The 16843-nt window shown below is 40.5% G+C and carries 13 protein-coding genes and 1 other RNA gene; 3 read left to right on the top strand and 11 right to left on the bottom strand.

Annotated elements, in window-relative coordinates; genetic code table 11:
- Positions 1-99 precede the first annotated feature (99 nt).
- Positions 100-1773 carry a hypothetical protein gene (locus tag N482_RS12840; protein ID WP_063377412.1) on the top strand — a complete coding sequence of 558 codons (1674 nt, stop codon included), beginning with the start codon at positions 100-102 and terminating at the stop codon, positions 1771-1773.
- Positions 1774-1844: 71 nt separating this feature from the next.
- On the opposite strand, the gene N482_RS12835 is transcribed toward N482_RS12840, so the two are convergent.
- The 8 genes from N482_RS12835 to N482_RS12800 form a co-directional block, all read right to left on the bottom strand.
- Positions 1845-3689 carry a hypothetical protein gene (locus tag N482_RS12835; protein WP_063377411.1) on the bottom strand — a complete coding sequence of 615 codons (1845 nt, stop codon included), beginning with the start codon at positions 3687-3689 and terminating at the stop codon, positions 1845-1847.
- Between the two features lie 5 nt (positions 3690-3694).
- Positions 3695-4123: an ABC-three component system middle component 2 gene (locus N482_RS12830; RefSeq protein ID WP_063377410.1), complete on the bottom strand. Its 429-nt coding sequence runs from the start codon at positions 4121-4123 to the stop codon at positions 3695-3697.
- Positions 4116-5132, bottom strand: coding sequence for an ABC-three component system protein (locus N482_RS12825; protein WP_063377409.1), 1017 nt, complete (start codon positions 5130-5132; stop codon positions 4116-4118). The genes N482_RS12830 and N482_RS12825 overlap by 8 nt, the downstream gene beginning before the upstream one ends.
- 147 nt (positions 5133-5279) lie before the next feature.
- Positions 5280-6293 (bottom strand): TniB family NTP-binding protein, encoded by a 1014-nt coding sequence (locus N482_RS12820; protein ID WP_063377408.1) that lies wholly within the window; start codon positions 6291-6293, stop codon positions 5280-5282.
- A gap of 2 nt (positions 6294-6295) precedes the next feature.
- Complete coding sequence (locus N482_RS12815; protein WP_063377407.1) at positions 6296-8137, bottom strand: Mu transposase C-terminal domain-containing protein; 1842 nt, start codon at positions 8135-8137, stop codon at positions 6296-6298.
- Positions 8127-8756: a TnsA endonuclease N-terminal domain-containing protein gene (locus N482_RS12810; RefSeq protein WP_063377406.1), complete on the bottom strand. Its 630-nt coding sequence runs from the start codon at positions 8754-8756 to the stop codon at positions 8127-8129. Before N482_RS12810 ends, N482_RS12815 begins: the two co-directional genes overlap by 11 nt.
- A 131-nt stretch (positions 8757-8887) precedes the next feature.
- An RNA gene (ffs, locus tag N482_RS12805) (signal recognition particle sRNA small type) lies at positions 8888-8984 on the bottom strand.
- Positions 8985-9131: 147 nt separating this feature from the next.
- Positions 9132-10055, bottom strand: a complete 924-nt coding sequence (locus N482_RS12800) for a DUF3014 domain-containing protein (RefSeq protein ID WP_063377405.1) — start codon at positions 10053-10055, stop codon at positions 9132-9134.
- 357 nt (positions 10056-10412) lie between these two features.
- Between N482_RS12800 and N482_RS12795 the strand changes: the two genes are divergently transcribed.
- On the top strand, positions 10413-11558 hold the full coding sequence (locus N482_RS12795; protein WP_063377404.1) for a patatin-like phospholipase family protein: 1146 nt from the start codon (positions 10413-10415) through the stop codon (positions 11556-11558).
- Here the strand turns inward: N482_RS12795 and N482_RS12790 are convergent.
- Positions 11555-13567, bottom strand: a complete 2013-nt coding sequence (locus N482_RS12790; protein ID WP_231100862.1) for a cation:proton antiporter — start codon at positions 13565-13567, stop codon at positions 11555-11557. The two genes, N482_RS12795 and N482_RS12790, sit on opposite strands and share 4 nt — an antisense overlap.
- A 181-nt stretch (positions 13568-13748) precedes the next feature.
- On the opposite strand from N482_RS12790, the gene N482_RS12785 reads away from it, so the two are divergent.
- A complete protein-coding gene (locus N482_RS12785; RefSeq protein ID WP_063377403.1) occupies positions 13749-14645 on the top strand; it encodes a GGDEF domain-containing protein in 897 nt (298 codons plus the stop codon).
- 47 nt (positions 14646-14692) lie between these two features.
- Here the strand turns inward: N482_RS12785 and N482_RS12780 are convergent, their stop codons facing one another.
- Together N482_RS12780 and tilS are read right to left on the bottom strand one after the other, a co-directional pair.
- The gene (locus N482_RS12780) at positions 14693-15028 is read right to left on the bottom strand and encodes a hypothetical protein (protein WP_063377402.1); all 336 of its coding nucleotides are present in this window, start codon (positions 15026-15028) and stop codon (positions 14693-14695) included.
- Positions 15015-16340, bottom strand: a complete 1326-nt coding sequence (gene tilS / locus N482_RS12775; RefSeq protein WP_063377401.1) for a tRNA lysidine(34) synthetase TilS — start codon at positions 16338-16340, stop codon at positions 15015-15017. Before tilS ends, N482_RS12780 begins: the two co-directional genes overlap by 14 nt.
- Positions 16341-16843: the final 503 nt, after the last annotated feature.

Below are 16843 nucleotides of genomic sequence, written 5' to 3'. Positions count from 1 at the left end.
ACTTTGGTACTAAGGAATACTTAGTTTTAGCTTATATACTTCCTTATACTTTTTTTGCTATATTTTTCATCAAATTATAGTGGGCACAAGGAATGAATAATGCTCGTATATGCACTCAACGAAAATAAACAGTTGGTCCATATTAGTGATGTAAAAAATGGCAAGGCTTGTAATTGTGTATGTCCTGAGTGCGAAAACAATCTTATTGCCCGTAATGCTGGACATGTAAAAGCACATTCTTTTGCTCATGAGGTTAAGGAATTAGAAAAAAGAGAATGCCGTATGACGGCTCTGCACCTGTTTGCTCAACGGTTTGTTAAAGCGCAGTCATCAATTCTTCTACCTAGTCACGAAGTTGTTATTCAAAATCAAAAATTTATACAACCACCTAAAAGCATCAAAATAAACAGCGCCGAATTAGAGCTGAGCTTAGATAAATTTAGAATTGATGTTGCCTTATTCACTGAAATTGGCCCTATTTACATCGAAATTAAAGTGAGAAGTGCCTGCACTGAAGAAAAATTAAACTTTTTCAAATCAAATGGGCTGATGTCAATGGAGTATGATTTAGCTCCATACATTGGCACCAGTTTTGAGGTGGTAGAAGAAGCTTTATTAAACCCTGAAACAATTGCTGAGTGGATTTACCCTTGGATCGATACCGAGTTTGTAAGAGCGACGCTTAAAGCAATAGAAGCACAAAAAGAAGCCGAGGAACGTAAAAGAAGGGCTGAACGTCTCAAAAAAGAGCAAGAAGCTGCCGCAGCACTCAAAGCCGCTGAAGAAAGAAAAAAACATGAAGAACAAGAGCGTAAGGACCGCCGCGATAAACTTATTCATGCAATTGAAAACAGCCTAAAAACGGCTGAGTTACACGGCCATATTAAGCTTCCAAGCTATTCATATATGTTTAAAGCTTCCATCAATGGACAACGTTTTACCTTAAAAGCAGTCCCTTATGAGGGTAAGTTCGCGAGAGTCCAAAATATTCGAATCTCTAAGATAGCAAAGACCTATGTAAGAGCTAACTGTGATCTGATAAAAAAGAACAACGAAACGAGAGAATTCAGCATAATATTCAGCTTAACTTCTAAAAAACCCAGAATAAAGCTGAAGACTCATGAAAAAGCTATCTGGGCCAAGCCTAATGAGCTTGCGTTCGACTATAAGTGGCTATCCGTACCGACTGATGAACACCGAAATGACTGGGCAGAACATGAAGCGATTAAGCTACAGCTGCAAGAGTTCAGCAAACATGACGTGAAAGATAGAATTGAATTAGCAGCTAGCTATTACGCTAATCATGCTAGGTCCGGTTACTCATATGAAGATTATACACAATGGCAAAGTTGGTTACGTAAAAACAAGAATGTTCTTTCACCTAGTTTAGATGTCACGGCTTACCCAAAATATAAATCACTATCTAATAGCTTCGGGGCACAATACCAGCTTTGGTGTTTTGGTCGTTGGCATATATTACTACTAGCCGAAATAGCGGAGATAGTTGACCAAACAAATATTGGAAGCCCAATAAACCCAAATTGGGTTTTTAAAAAACTCGTTGCTAAGTACCCATTGACTAACGAGTATCATGAGCTTCGTAATTTAGCTGATGCCGTAGGAGTGCTCGGCGAAGTCAAAAGACTTATGGACCCAATAGAAATAATATATAGCACGTTAAATTATTTCACCGCTAAAGGTGCTATTTACTCCAATAAAATAGAGTTGAGTCGCAACTACAATCTGAGAATACATGTGCAGCCCTTCGGATAACTGGCACCCATGCACTTCCTAAAAAAGTAATTATCAATCAAAAAGTTAAATAAAAAATTGAGAATTTCTTCTTAAAGCAGCCCTGCTCTTTGCTGGGTTGTCGCATTTTCTCCGTAGAATGTATCAACACTAATACTACCACTTAAAAATTCTGGTAGATCAATATTCTCAACTACAATAAATTGACCTATATCGCTTATGCTTTCGATAAATTTCAAGAAGTAGTAACTAATTCTCGTTTTAACCAGTTCTCTTTCATCTTTGTCTAAGTCTCCATGTTTACTCGAGAGAGGGTCTCTGTATGTAACTAATGGTGAGTCTAAAATAACTATTCCTGGGTGATAAAGATTATTTAGTCTACAGTGCATTAACAAAGCAACTTTAAATACTGAATGCAGTATCGCTCTAACACCCTTACCGTTAGAGTCTCTTGGAGACCCATCGATAATTACATCAAATTTCTTAGGATCAAACTCTACTTTGTGCAACCCTGGAAAGTTTATTGATTTAAGTATGCGACTATATATTTCACAGAAGCTATGAACCGCTTTTGAGCTTGGATAAAAGTCCTCAGATTTATACTGTTTTGGTGCTTTTGAAAGATCTGCATCTTGAAGCCTTTTTTGAAAACCGTTTATACGTTCACGTAACTTCAAATCTGCTTGAATCGTAGATCGTTCTTTCCTCAACTCCGATAAACCATCACCTTCAATATTAAGTTGTGGCGTACACCTCTCAACTTCATTATCCAAGAACTCTAGCCTGACTTTTAATTCTTTTACTTTATTGCTCAAAGAATTCGACTGACGCTCAAGGTCACTTGTTGTCTCATTAAGAGCATAGAGCTTAGATTTAATCTTATTTACCTCTGCACTTGATGCTTTAGCTAACATATTAATATCGTGCAAATCATCAATAATAGCCTTTGATGCTTTACCACAATATTCACATTCCCTAACGGGATTTATGCTCAAAAGAAAAGCAGCTTCTTCTTGAGAATCCAACCTATCCATATCATTAATATACAAGCTTTTTAATGTCTCAAAATTGATTAAGTTCGCATGTATTGAGTTCAATCGTTCAGAGTGTTCCATCAGCTCTTGCCCAGCAAATTTCTTCTCAGCGACTTTATCTGATAGCCGCTCCTGAGCGCTATTTATACGATTTTTAAATTTTTCTATTGTATCTTCTAGCCGGTGCGTGCGAACAGATAAAGAATCATTACTTTCATCAGGAAAATTCAAATCTTGCTTTAAAGACTCAATAACTTCTTCTAAAACTTGCACTTGGCCTTTCTTTTCGCTAACAAACTCCTTTCCTCGAGTTATAGTTTTTACCTCGGAATCGTCTGTACCGGTTAATATATATTTGAATACATATTTATTTTTACTGTTTTCACTAGTATCGCCAGCCACTATTGGAGAGTCTGTGCTTATAATCTTTTGCTCTCCAGATAGGATAATTCTTGAAAGCAACCTTATAGTAAGTTGTGACTTTTCTCCCCAGAGGTTTGCTAACAAATTTGGTCGACTTAAATTCTGAAAGTAAAAATCACTAATATTTTTTACTTTAGCTGTAGTAGTATTACTGCGAAAGAAGCTATAGAAGTTGGCATCATCTTTTCTGTCTATATGCCCACTGTATACTTCAAAAGTATCGGACGGCCATTTCCTAAATAAAGTAAATGCCTCTTCATCTAATAAAATCTGCATTGAGATCTCGTTATAGAAACTACTTTGGGGCTGCACTTGTCTCAAGTCTTTTTTACCGAGCATATAATCTATCGCTTCTATCAAAAGCGATTTACCAGTATTAGATGCACCATGAACAAAATGAACTTGATTGGCAAAATTCACGGACGATGTATTTTCGTCACCAATAAATATAATCTTTTTTATTCTCAACCCAGTATCCATTCAACTCACCTATTGTTCAACTCTCGATCTAAGCGTTCAAATCCATAATTATTAACTTCTTTTGCCAGCCATTTAGATCTATCTTTAATTTCTAATGAGTAGTTTGCTTTCATAAGCTCTAAAAAAGGCTCAGCCTCTTCGCTTGCGAAATAATACACACCCGTATCTGTGAGTTTTAAATCTATAAGTCCAAAACGCTTCATGAGATCAACTCCAGAGCGAACAGTTTTTCTGCGAGAATTCAATTCGCCAATTCGATTTGGCGTTTGTGGGTGGAGGCTTTGTGGCCCACCAAAATCGGATGAATTAACAAGGATATAATCTACCTTAATTAACTGTTCAAAATCTAAATTTTTAGGGAAGAATGTATTCAAAAAACTAACAGCTCTAACCCCTGCTTCCAACGCACTGTTGAATATAGGTCTTTCACTCATCCGTGAATCTCCATTTCAGCCGTTTCTCATTAACAAACTGATGACAATACCCTTGTTTTACATCAATTTTACCATGAATGGCTAACTTGCCTGAAGGTTGTAATTTGCCCGCCTCAACAAGGACATTACACATACGTTCAAACGCACCTGTATTCCTGATTCGGAACATAGGTCGGATACCTTTAAAAACCTCATTTTCAAATTGAAGTAACACATCATTTACAGTGTTATCTCTATAAAAAGCTCTAAAGGCTTCCGCACTATAAAAGCGCTCTCTTTGTTCCATAAAGTCTTCTTCAAAATCAGTATGGCCTGAGAGGTCACTAGATGAAGCATAAGTTCTTTTATCATAATCACTGTATACGCCCAATATTTGGCTTACATATACGAACTCATTTTCATGAACTTTTGAAGGCACTGTACAAGTTGGAGCACTTGGTAACTCGCCACCAAATTCATCGACGAGGATGTGTTTGAAAGATTGATCTAATAGGATTTTATCCAAGTCTATAATCTGCACCTTTGAAAAGTCATATGAGTTTATTAATACTTCCAAATCACTAGTCAAGGGCACGTTATCATTTTTGATTATATTAGACTTGCAATACATATCCCACGTTGTAATTAACTGTGCTTTCAATTGACTCGGGTTTTGTATCCAACTTTTCAGGTTTTTATTAATGCCTTTTGGAGCAACAAAAAAGTAATTTTCTGGTAGCGTAAATTTTCCCATATGGGCGAAATATAATATTTTACCTAATTCCAACATTCCCTGATCTGTCGGTAAACTCCTGACATATTGCTTACATTGATAATTGTCCCACCTCCCTTCATGCCTTTCAAATGAATAAAACCCTACAACATCACGGCCGAGGTCACCAGCTCCTCCATATCTCATTGCAGAAACATATTCCCGCTCAATCTGGCAATCAACCCACTTCCTAACCAATTGTTCTAATTGAATATTATCTAGAGCTAAAACATGACGTTCGTAATCAAAAGAATTCATTCAAGATCCAAAAACACATTCATAAACATAACTTAACAAAATTTTCATAAAACGCCAAAGGTCTTAAATATATAATTATTATATAAAAACGGTTCTTTTTACTGTTTTAAAAGGGGATCAGCCAAAAGAGAGCAAATAAAAACATATTCACTTCTTCAACAACTGCACCAACGGCACTTTCTTACAAAACTGGGTATCTATAAATGGGTCTTCATCTTGAGGCCCATCGGGTTTAAACATGGAATACTGTTCTACCTCACAGCCTTGAATTTCATTAACACTCATCTCAAATACATTGTCGAGCTCTGGCCGCCATGCCTTAAACGCAGAACTTAAACATTGCTTGTTGAGCGTTACAGCGTCACTTATTAGCGCTTCGGTAAGCGCTGAGTCTAAGAAGTTTTTCAGCTTTCTAAGGCAGCCATTTGAAATGGCAAAAAGCGATAATGCAATATCCAAATCCTCAAAACGGGGCTTGTCTGAAAATGGCAGTCGATTTGCAAACCCTTTAAGCACACGAATAAACAATTGAAGTTCTTCTTTTTTTGAGATTTTAAAGTAAGGAATAAAGCGACGAATAAAAATACGTGATGACCACTGAGGCTCATCGGCTATTTGGTCTATCCAAGGCATACCGACTAGTACAATGGAGATCCCTGCTTTTTCATTGATGTATTTAAACTGGTTCGCGATGTCTCGGCGCTTTTTACCTAGGTTGTTTTCAACAAGCTCTTGAAACTCATCAATAATAATTAGCTCCGTACCTGAGCGTTTTAGTTGCTCAACTAAACTTTCAGCCAGCGCTATCTCATTGCCATGTTTAAGTCGTTTGCTAGATTTAGCACCAAACTGTCCAAGGTCGTGCAGCAACTGCTTTAAGGTTGATTCAATTGAAGGGTTACTCGGTATGCGGCTCAACAGTACAGGGACTTTGCGCCGACCATCAGCAAAGTGCGGTGGGTTATTATAATAGTAATGTTTAATCAACGCAGATTTACCACAGCCAGTATCACCACTTAGCATCATACACGGCTTTTCACCTACAAGGTCATGGTGCAAACGTAGTTTGTCGAAATCATTTATGATGGTCTTTGGTATGGTGTATTCAATAAACACCGCTTTGAAATGATTGAGTTTTGCCTTTTTAGCCTCAGTCAGCATAACTAAAATGCCTCTAGATCTGAGACAAAATCATCCCAGTTATCATCGTCTTTTTTAGGCTTTGTATCAGCGGGGCTTGGTTTTGCTTGCTTTGCCTCAGGTATTGCCGCAATAGATTTAACTTGAGTATTATCTATGCCCTGCGCCCTAGCAATTGCTTTGGTGCCAGTAACCTTAGTTTTTGCCCTTACATTTTTAAGCTGTCGCGCCTCTTCTTTCACTCGCTCATCAATAAATTGCCGCGCCTTGGCAAGCCCCAGTAGATCTACTTTGCCTTGAATGTAGTCTCTGTGAAACTTAAGGTGGATTTTATGCCTGATCAGCGACAAACCCATTGTGTAACCCTCTGAGTCAATGCTTGGCACTTTTATATAGTGCTCTAACGCATCTAGGTAGACATATACATACGACAGGTCATCTGGGTTTATTTTTACTTTAACCTTTATGCTCTTTTTGGGACTGTATCGCTTGCGATATGAAGATAGTTCGTCACTGTCATAGTTAATATGTAGATTCTTAATTCCTCCCTTGCGCAATGTTTTCTCTTTCGCCATGCACATAACAACATCAAGCTTGTCTGTATCTTGTTCTGTTAGCTGAGCAGGAGGCAGTGCAGCAAACCCTTTGTTCCAGTCTTCATAGGGAATATATCGAAACCTTGCATCTGGCGTTTTGTGATATACATCAACAATCCACTTATGAAACAACATTGTAAAGGTGCCAAAACGCAATATGGCATCTTTTTTTGGATTATAATCATGTCTTGCGAGCATGTTTGAGAATGTTTTACCGGGAAATGGCGACAGCATCATTTCGTTAATAGTTTTAAAAAACTGCTCAACGAAGGGCTTAAGCCAAGGTTTTCCTACTGGGTTGTAGCTAATATTTATTCCAACCTCTTCACACGCAAGCTCTAATGACTGGCACCAAAATTCGGCACCATTATCAACCACTAAAGTTTCTATCTTCCCACAGCATGGCCATTCATTTACGACTTCTGGATAGGTACTTTTAAGATAGCTTTTAGGCTTCATCGCATGACTTATCGCTCTGCGTACAGCATCATAACCAGGGCTCTGAAAACCAAGGTAAAAGCCAACAACACAGTGACTATAAACATCAATAAGCAAAGTTAAAGTTGGTCTTCCCAGTGGTACATCTAGCTCATCATCCAATAAAATGAGATCCAGTGGTGTATGGTCTATTTCCACACGTTCAAGCACTCTTGTAGGCCTTTTATGGCTCATCACTTTGTTGTATTCAATATCGGCCAAGCGTTTACCATAGCGCTCAACCATCACTTCATATTGAGGTAAGTTATCAATACGGTTTTTAAACGTTTTATAGGTGAGTGGTTTTAGTGGCTCACCTAACACTTTCTCATTTTCTAAAACGATTTGGTCGCAATAAAAACGGTGTGCTGATGCTGCATTCGGGATCTCTTTAGTCAGATAGCGCGTTAGGGCAAGTTCAAAGAACTTGTCTGTATCGGTGCGTGCTTGGCGGTTGCCCTTGCGATGGTGCTTTGGGATCAAAGCATGAATGTCTTCTTCGCCTTTAATATAGTCAGCATGCCACCCAGCAACCGTGCGCCATTTTGGTTTTTCTTGCCCCGCAAATTCGGGCATTTCAGCAATTAGTGGCGCTAAGTTTTTTTGTGTCCAACCTCCGATTAAACGTTGCTTAAGCCACTTGATATACTTAAGCCGAGCAAATGTTGCATCTTGCACCTCCTTTGGTAATGACTCTAAATCGCGAGGTTGGGGGGTAGGCTCTTCGAGCTTGGCAGCTTCCGCTAACTTTTGCGGTGTTTCCTCAAAGTTAAACTCGTCTTCAAACTCCATCAGCCCAAATCACCGACTCTAACGTAAGCTCTGTATTTAAGTCTGAATTAACACTACCTAAAGACAATAACCGATATACAGAGGCAAGTACCTCACCGATGGAGGCTTTTAGGGTCATTGCCAAGTCTTGAATGGAAAGTTTTCGCCACTGATTAAGTAGCTGAATAATGGAAAGCTGAAGGTCGGTTAATGACTGAAAGCCAGAGTAACGATGAAGCAACTTTAAATTATCTAAGGTTGGATAAACACGAATTTGTTTATCAGTAACTAATATGAGCTCAATACCAATGAGTTCTTTGGCAACTAACTGCTTTTGCGCAAAACGTGCTCTAAATTCAGGATTTGCGATTTTACTGTAAGGCTTAACTTCAATATATTTTTGCGGCTTCTCATGATGCGTAATCAAAAAATCAGGCGTGTAACGACAAATTCTGCCATCAAACTCATATTCAAACCCTAACGGTTGTGCTTCAAAGGTTTTTATTTCACGAGAGTATTCAAAGTGAAAGCATGCATCGAACTCTAAGGATGATTCTACTAAGCAAGTGGCTTTGTTCTTTTGACTTGCAAACTTGTAGAGGTTTTTAACTCTGGAGTGCTTTAGTTTACGCCTGATCATAACCATCACCGAACATGTGAGATGATTTAAAAGTAGGCTATGCAGGGTTATATTTCAATTTTTATGCGGGGTTATACTACAAATTTGCAGACTTATGCTTCAAACAACAACAGATAGATTTTGGGTGGTAGTCTTACCAGCCACATCCCGGCACACAAGTCATCCGCTGTGGCTGCTTCCTTCCGGACCTGACCAGGTTCACGAACTATTGTTGCGAGAGGACCAATAAGACCACCATTGAGGGCCTTGTTTGGCGCGGGTTGAATTATGGCGATTTTCTTACGGGGATGCAAGCGAAAACTAAAAAAGCTTGCTCGTTTGCTGTTTGTTTAAGCAATGGAGCAAGCTTTTGATTAATTGGGTATTAAATTTGTACTAGTTGACCAAAGCGCGCTGGAATGCCTGCAGGCGCTTCTTGGCTTTTTTCATGTTCTCAGGCCCCATACGCAAAAATAACTTTTGTGCATCAGACAACTGCTCCCACTCAGCGTATGCGTACTTATAAGTAACTGACTCTTGTATAAGTGGTAGGCTAGATTCAGGAATAGGCGTTTCAAGCAACTCACCCAGTGCTTCTTGTAGTGTGTAATCAAACTCACTGCCGTTGTAGCCGATTTCCTCATACGCTTCGCTGATAAGCGGCTTATACTGCTCATATAGGCGTACTAACTGTGCTGTGCTCATTGAATTAAGCATATTTACATAAGGTGTGTAGCGCTCAAAGCTATTAGGATCTGTCACAATAATATCGTCTTCAATTACCATGAAGTTGTCAGCTGGCTTGCTCACAGGGAAGTGTTTCTTAGCAATCTTACCCTGTGCTAGGTTGTCGATAAATACCACGCTGCGCCTAACCATGTCTTCAGTCACTAGCAGCTCCATTGCTTGTTTGCTGAGGTAGCTTGCCACGCTGTCTCGTACACTTGTATCACTGTCATCTAAAGTCGGTAAAACTAGCTCTACTGGCTCAACGGGTCTTGCCTCAGGCTGTGCGTTTACCACTGGCTCTTCGACAACAGGCTCTGAGGGCTCAACTTGATTTGTGCTTTCGTCAACAACAACCTCTTCTTGCTGTGGTGTAGACTCGGTGCGGGCCGTATTGACCACCGTTTTAGGGGTTTCTTCAGGCACTACGACATCCTGTCGAAATTTTGTATTCTCTGCGGGCTTACTTTCTTTGTTCGCTAATACAAATACAGCAACAATAATTAATGCAACTGCGGCAATAGCCGCCACAAGAAGTTGACTGTTAGAAGGCTTTTTATTTGTCCTTGGCTCTGCTGAACTGTGCTCTGACATGGAGACTCCGTAAAATTCGCTTAAATAACTTGGCAGCCAAAAATTCCTCGCTGCACGATGCAATTAAAACACAAACTAAAAGATATCTCATCTGCGTTAACGCGCATTAATGAGAGTTTATCTCAAACTCGCATCTCTTTGCTGACAATTACATGAACATCTGAGCAAACAAGAGCCAAACCAACAAAAACAAACAAATGTACAACACGTTTTCACACGGCACTGTATGGGCGAGTTTTTGTAACTGGCTGATATTTATAAAAGATGCAAAATACACTTTTGTCTTAAATTGAGTATAGTATAAGTAAGCGGGTTATTTTTTGTTACGATTTCTGCTTAGTAAATGAAAGGACGTGTATGAATAAGGCACAGAGTAAAATTGGCCAGCCACACATCGCTCTCCTATTAACTGGTGGTGGTGCTAGGGCCGCATATCAAGTCGGTGTACTCAAAGCAATTGCCCTGAGCTTGCCACGCAGCGCGCCCCTCCCTTTTAAAATTATAAATGGGACCTCAGCCGGTGCTATCAATTCGACTGGCCTTGCGTGTTACTCTTCCAACATGCATTTAGCGATAAGAAAAATAGAATGGATATGGAAGAGTTTTCATACCGACATGGTATATAAAAGTTCCTTGCTTGGTGCATTTGGGCACTTGTTCAATAATGTGATGCGCAGCTTTCAGGCAGATTACATTAATCATCCACCCGCGAGTCTTTTGGATAACACACCACTGCGTCACCTACTTGCAGAAGTACTAGACTTGGCTCGTATCGACCGAAATATTCACCGCGGATTTTTAGATGCGCTTTCTGTCACTGTATCGAGTTACTCTAGCGGTAAATCAGTGGCTTTTTATCAAGCCAAAGATGCAAAACCGTGGCAACGAGCCAAACGCGAAGGCGTACAAACACACCTTACACTCGACCACTTAATGGCTTCCAGTGCCATCCCAATGGTATTCCCGAGTGTACGGGTAAAGCATAACTACTATGGTGATGGCTCAATTCACCAGCTTTCTCCGCTAAGTCCATCTATCCACCTAGGTGCCAGCAAAATATTTATTATTGGTGTTGAGCAGCCTAAAGCTCATACCCCACTGGGGTATGAAGCACATTTTCCAGGTATGTCAGTTGTTGCAGGCCATCTGTTAGATAGTATTTTTAGTGATACCCTACAGTCAGATCTTGAACGGCTTGAGCGTGTAAATCGCACAGTTAGCTTATTGCCAGCCAAAGAAAAACACAAAGAGCTAAAACGTGTTGATACTTTAGTGGTTAACCCATCAATGAACTTCAATGAACTCGCGCTCGATTTTTATGATGACTTACCCATTGCCGTCAAATTGTTGCTACGAACAATCGGGGTTAAGAAACACTCTCAATCCAGTTTGACCAGTTACCTGCTTTTTGAGAAGAGTTACACACAAGAGCTTATTAAAATTGGCTATGAAGACGGTTTAGCTAGGCTCGATGAAATACGTGCTTTTTTAGAAATAGATTAAGGTAAACCATCAAGAATGAATTGCTCCGCCCGCTCTACCCTTCGCGGTTTGCCCTTGAGTAATAAAACATCGCTTGCCATCAACATAATGCCTTCATCTGGCATGGAGATCTCTGTCCCATCTCGTCGCAATGCTTTTACTACAACTTTGTGCCGAACAAGTTGCAGCTCGGAAATCGTCTTATCCACCGCATAAGCGTCCTCAGGAAGCGCAATGGCATGCAAGTATTCTAAGCGGTCAGACACAAAGCTAGACTGGCTATTACCATACTCATGCAATTCATGACTGTTTCCAGTGAAGAACCCATGCAGATACTCATAGCGATTTTGCCTTTCCTTACTCACTCGTTTAAATATACGTCTCATAGGGACGCCCGACATATACAAAACATGCGACACTAACATGAGGCTGGCCTCTAGAGACTCTGGAACCACTTCGGTGACGCCAAGCTGCTTCAAGTCTTCTAAATGCGTATCGTCTTGCATACGCACCAAAATTTTAACCTCTGGTGCAAAGTGTTTTATCGCGTCTATCACTATTTGGCTTTGCTCAAAGTCATCCATCGTCACAATCACTAACCGCGCTTTACTTACACACGCTGATTTCAAAATAGCTTTTTGCGCCGCGTGACCAAATATGACGGGCTCACCTGCCGTCTGCGCCTCTTGCACAATAATCGGGTTGCGCTCAATGGCCACGTAGGGGATCGCCTCAGGTTTCAAAAAGCGGGCAATTGTTTGCCCTACCCGCGCGTAACCAAAAATCACCACATGATCTTTTATCGTCGGATCTTTAAATCCTGAATTTGAGATATCTGATTTGTGCTCAGTGTCTAGTTTAAACAATGCCAACAATCGATCTGTCTGGCCAATTAAATAGGGCGTTAACGCCATTGAAATAACACCTAATGCCAGTAAAAAAGAAGCCACATTAGGTTCAAGTAAGTGATGCTTGCCTGCCAGTGCCACCAGTACGAAACCAAATTCTCCCATTTGCCATAGCATCACCCCTGAAGCAAACGCATCTTTTTTCCGCTCACCCATAAGCTGAGCACTAACATAAACAATGACTAGTTTGGTCACCAGCAGCAGAGCCATTGCTCCTAAGATATAAAAAAATGAATTGATTACATAACCAACATCTAACTGCATGCCAACAGTCACAAAGAATAACCCCATCAAAATATCTCTAAATGGCCTTATTTCTGCCTCCAATTGATGGCGGTATTGGCTTTCTCCCAACATCATGCCCGCTAAAAACGCTCCCAGTGCCATGGACAGCCCAAAAGCGTAAGTAAGTGCCCCAGCACACAAAGCAACAACCAAAGTCGTCAATACAAAAAGCTCATCAGTCCTAGCAAGCGCGACTTCATTAAATACTTTAGGTAGCACCCATTTTCCAATAGCCCATAACAACATACATACAAATGCACCCTTTGCGAGTGCCAATATCAGTGCCCCAACTAAAACTTGATTGTCGGTTTGTGCCATCAAAGGGAAGATAATCAGCATAGGAACTACGGCAATGTCTTGAAATAACAGCACCCCAATAGCGAGTTGCCCTTTGCGAAGGTTCAACATGCCGTTTTCTTTCATTATTTTCACGACTACCGCAGTTGAAGAAAGCGCAACAATGCAAGCAATGATCAATGATTCAGACCAAGCGTGCCCCACCTTGAATAAAATAATGGTAACTAAAAAAATAGTGAGAATAACCTGTGTACTGCCGAGGCCAAAAACCACACTGCGCATTGCCATGAGCTTGGGAATAGAGAATTCCAAACCAAGACTGAACAACAAAAATACGATTCCCAATTCAGCAATTAAATGGATCTCATGACTGTTGTCCATCCACCCATAACCACTCGCTACTAGCCCAGTTAGTAAATAGGCTAAAATCGGCGGCAAACCTACGCGCTTAAAGGACCAAACAAGTAAAACTGCACACAATAGCAGCGCTACAAAACCTGCAAAGTGCCCATGTAAAGCATTAACAATTGCAATGAGCACTTTTTCTGAAAAAAGCCCGGCAAAATTTTGCTGCAAACGGCCTCCTAGGTGTCAAAGATTCGTTATAGATTATTTTTCATTCAACTTAACTATAGCAAGCAACTGTTTTTCAGCCAGTTTAATTTATTGGCATGAAACTAGCTTATCTGTTTGGGAATGTTGTAATTAGGGGAATTACCAAATGGAAAATGTCCATATTTTGGCGCAACGAACGCCTTCGCGCGGTGACTACATACCGTTTGCGACGGACCAATATGTTTCACAAGCGCCAGAACAACCAAATACGCTCGTCGAAAAACTGCAAACCACATTAGAGGTGAACGGCATATTAGATATATTTGCAGGTTACGTTAAACGCATCACAGATCTTGCTGGGCTTCAGTTTCACTCGAGCCAAGGTTTGTTTCAAATGCATCAAAGCGACAACCAGCTCAAACCCTATACGTTCGACCTTGAACTCAACGGACAGCATTTAGGCCAACTCGTGTATTTTAGTAAATATAGCTTAAGTGGGACTATCAGAGCACGCTTAATGCAGCTGCATACCTGTTTGCTTTATCCGCTCAGAAATGCGCTGATGTATCACCGTGTACTGCAACTTGCAACCAAAGATACACTGACGGGCCTATATAATCGCAGCCAGTTTAATGAGTATTTGGAAACCAAACTCGAGCGCAGCCGTCGCCATCATCGTAATTTTAGTTTGATGTTGTTGGACTTAGACAACTTCAAACAAGTTAATGACAAATATGGACATAAAAAAGGCGACGAAGTACTAATTGAGTTTGCCAATATCTTAACGTCGAGTATCCGAGCCACAGACGCAGTATTTAGATTTGGTGGTGATGAGTTTGCCGTCCTTATCGACGACCCAGCATTTACCACAAACAAAGTAATCGCGGAACGTATCATGGAGCGAGTAAACGGGTGCAATTTACTGGCAAAACACGATGTAACAACCAGTATTGGGTTTACCCTTGCATCAAGCCAAGATTGCTCAAACGAAATATTTGCCAGAGCTGATGGCGGACTATACAAAGCCAAAGAAGCGGGAAGGAATTGTGCACGCGCAGTGTAATCAACTTATTGGTACTTACCATCCCCTAATGGTCAGTACCACTGTGATTAGCGGTTTTTAACTTTAAACAACCAAAGTAATATGGCAAAACCGCAAAAAAAGCCGTTAATCACCCATCCTAGCGCCCAAAAGTCAGGTAATTCACTAAATAATATTGATAGCATTGGCGCAGCCAACCCCAAAATGAAAAAGTGCCCGCCTTTACCGTGCCAATACGCCAATAGCAACACAGCTGACAACGCGCCGACACTCAATGCGAGTAATAGATTAGTGAGATGAAAGGCAGAGCTCAAAGCCAAGAGTACAAATCCGAAACAACAAATCACTATTGCGATAGGGGCTTTACTGGCCAAAGATAGACTAATTGCATTATTTTTTTTCATTAATTACTTTCCAATAGACGCCCTGCTCACTAGCAAACTCCTCGCTGACAAAACGACCGACGGCCGCAACGAAAGTTTCGTTATAGTAAATCAAAGGCACGCGTTCTCGCTCCCATGTGGGCACTTTTAAATCCTTCAACCAGTGCTTAATTGTGTTTCGTCCGGGTTTTCCAAGCGGTTTCACTTTGTCATTTAAACAATTAAACCTCAGTGAAACATGCTCGGTTGGCTGTGGCTTTCTTACTCCCTTACCTTCACATAAAATAAGTGTGAACCCGCAAGCAATCGTAACAGGGTCAATCATACTCAAGTTCTTAACCTCTACCATTGCTGGCAAGTTTTTATCAAGCCAATACAACCTACCCTGATAAAGCTTCACGCTACCTTGCGCTAATTGAATATTTACTTGTGCATCTCTACGGGCACTTATGGACTGGCGTAAAATTTGCTCCAATTGCTTTTTTGAAGGCATTTCAACGTTACGCTTCGAAAGCCATGCCCGCACTACATTGCTTTGTCGCAAAGCTGAGAGTTGCTTCAAATCGGCGACGACTAAACACGCTTCATGTGTGCAACGCGCCAAATCACTTTCTGATATCTCGTCAATCAACTCCTGCTGTGCCTGCAATATCGAAATAGACCTCAATACACTTGGCACAAACCCTTTAAACCTTGATTTTAAAAGGGGCAAAACTTGATTACGTAAAAAGTTTCGGTCAAATACATCACGGAGATTTGATTCATCTTCGATATGTTGTAACCCAAAGGTTTTAGCAAACGCTTCAATGTCTTGGCGCTCAATGTGAATTAACGGCCTCACACAGTAGCGTCCGCTTGACAACATGGTTGCTGTTTTCATCGCCCCTAAACCTTGAAGTCCAGAGCCTCTTTTCAGGCGAATCAAAAATGTCTCCACCTGATCATCTGCATGCTGACCAAGCAACAGCGTAGAGCCATACAACGCGTGCTCATCAAGTGCTTTATAGCGCGCTTCTCTCGCTTGTGCCTCAAGGCTGACGCGCGACTTTGGTTGTATTGTCACCATCGCAGCGTGAAATGAGATCGATAAACTTTGACAGAGTTGTTCACAAAACTGCTGCCACTGTAGCGCATTTTCCGACAGCCCATGATTCACATAAACAGCTTTTATAGGGAGAGCATCAAATCGACTTGCGTACTGGTGGCATAAGTGCAGTAACACAACAGAGTCCACGCCACCTGACAACGCCACCGTAAAGCCCTGTTGGATGCGATGACTACAATGTTGTTCAAGCATTGCTGCAAATTGCTTGTAAACGCTGGTAAACTCCATACTTCCCCCCAATTTAGATCCTGTGGCGTTATACCCTATCAAGCAAAATTTGCAAAGAGAATTGCCAAAATCATGTGTTTACTTTGAAGTAGATCAGGCACTACTAACTATTTTACTAAAATCACTCTACACTTGGGCAAAGTATATTGGCGTATCTTGGTGTTTTACAGGGATTATTACTGTAATTTAAAAAAACGGTTGGTCAGTTTTACGAGCTTTACTCAAAAAGTAAGAAAAACAGTCTGAATAAAACCTACATTTCGACGTCTTGATTTTCACTTGCCATTTATTTTTAGCGACCGAAATTTTCATTATTTACTAAAACAAAACAAACCCAAAATTAATTGACATCTGCTCCAAAATCTAGGTAAATCGCTTCTTATGTATAAAAAGTCGCATTATCTTGCTGGTCTGTTTTCAAGATGCAGCTTGGGGCAGTATAATGTGAAGAAAATTGTATGTGATGACAGAGAATTAGCCTTCACGAAGGAAAAAACAGTTGT

The sequence above is a fragment of the Pseudoalteromonas luteoviolacea NCIMB 1942 genome, from assembly GCF_001625595.1.
Lineage (GTDB): Bacteria > Pseudomonadota > Gammaproteobacteria > Enterobacterales > Alteromonadaceae > Pseudoalteromonas > Pseudoalteromonas luteoviolacea_A.
This window is presented reverse-complemented; position numbering and strand designations above follow the sequence as displayed.

Bases quoted from the DNA above. Each gene is read 5' to 3' on its own strand.
- N482_RS12835 (WP_063377411.1), bottom strand. From the start codon at position 3,689: ATGGATACTGGGTTGAGAATAAAAAAGATTATATTTATTGGTGACGAA.
- N482_RS12785 (WP_063377403.1), top strand. From the start codon at position 13,749: ATGGAAAATGTCCATATTTTGGCGCAACGAACGCCTTCGCGCGGTGAC.
- N482_RS12820 (WP_063377408.1), bottom strand. From the start codon at position 6,293: ATGCTGACTGAGGCTAAAAAGGCAAAACTCAATCATTTCAAAGCGGTG.
- tilS (WP_063377401.1), bottom strand. From the start codon at position 16,340: ATGGAGTTTACCAGCGTTTACAAGCAATTTGCAGCAATGCTTGAACAA.
- N482_RS12795 (WP_063377404.1), top strand. From the start codon at position 10,413: ATGAATAAGGCACAGAGTAAAATTGGCCAGCCACACATCGCTCTCCTA.
- N482_RS12800 (WP_063377405.1), bottom strand. From the start codon at position 10,055: ATGTCAGAGCACAGTTCAGCAGAGCCAAGGACAAATAAAAAGCCTTCT.
- N482_RS12815 (WP_063377407.1), bottom strand. From the start codon at position 8,137: ATGGAGTTTGAAGACGAGTTTAACTTTGAGGAAACACCGCAAAAGTTA.
- N482_RS12810 (WP_063377406.1), bottom strand. From the start codon at position 8,756: ATGATCAGGCGTAAACTAAAGCACTCCAGAGTTAAAAACCTCTACAAG.
- N482_RS12840 (WP_063377412.1), top strand. From the start codon at position 100: ATGCTCGTATATGCACTCAACGAAAATAAACAGTTGGTCCATATTAGT.
- N482_RS12780 (WP_063377402.1), bottom strand. From the start codon at position 15,028: ATGAAAAAAAATAATGCAATTAGTCTATCTTTGGCCAGTAAAGCCCCT.
- N482_RS12830 (WP_063377410.1), bottom strand. From the start codon at position 4,123: ATGAGTGAAAGACCTATATTCAACAGTGCGTTGGAAGCAGGGGTTAGA.
- N482_RS12825 (WP_063377409.1), bottom strand. From the start codon at position 5,132: ATGAATTCTTTTGATTACGAACGTCATGTTTTAGCTCTAGATAATATT.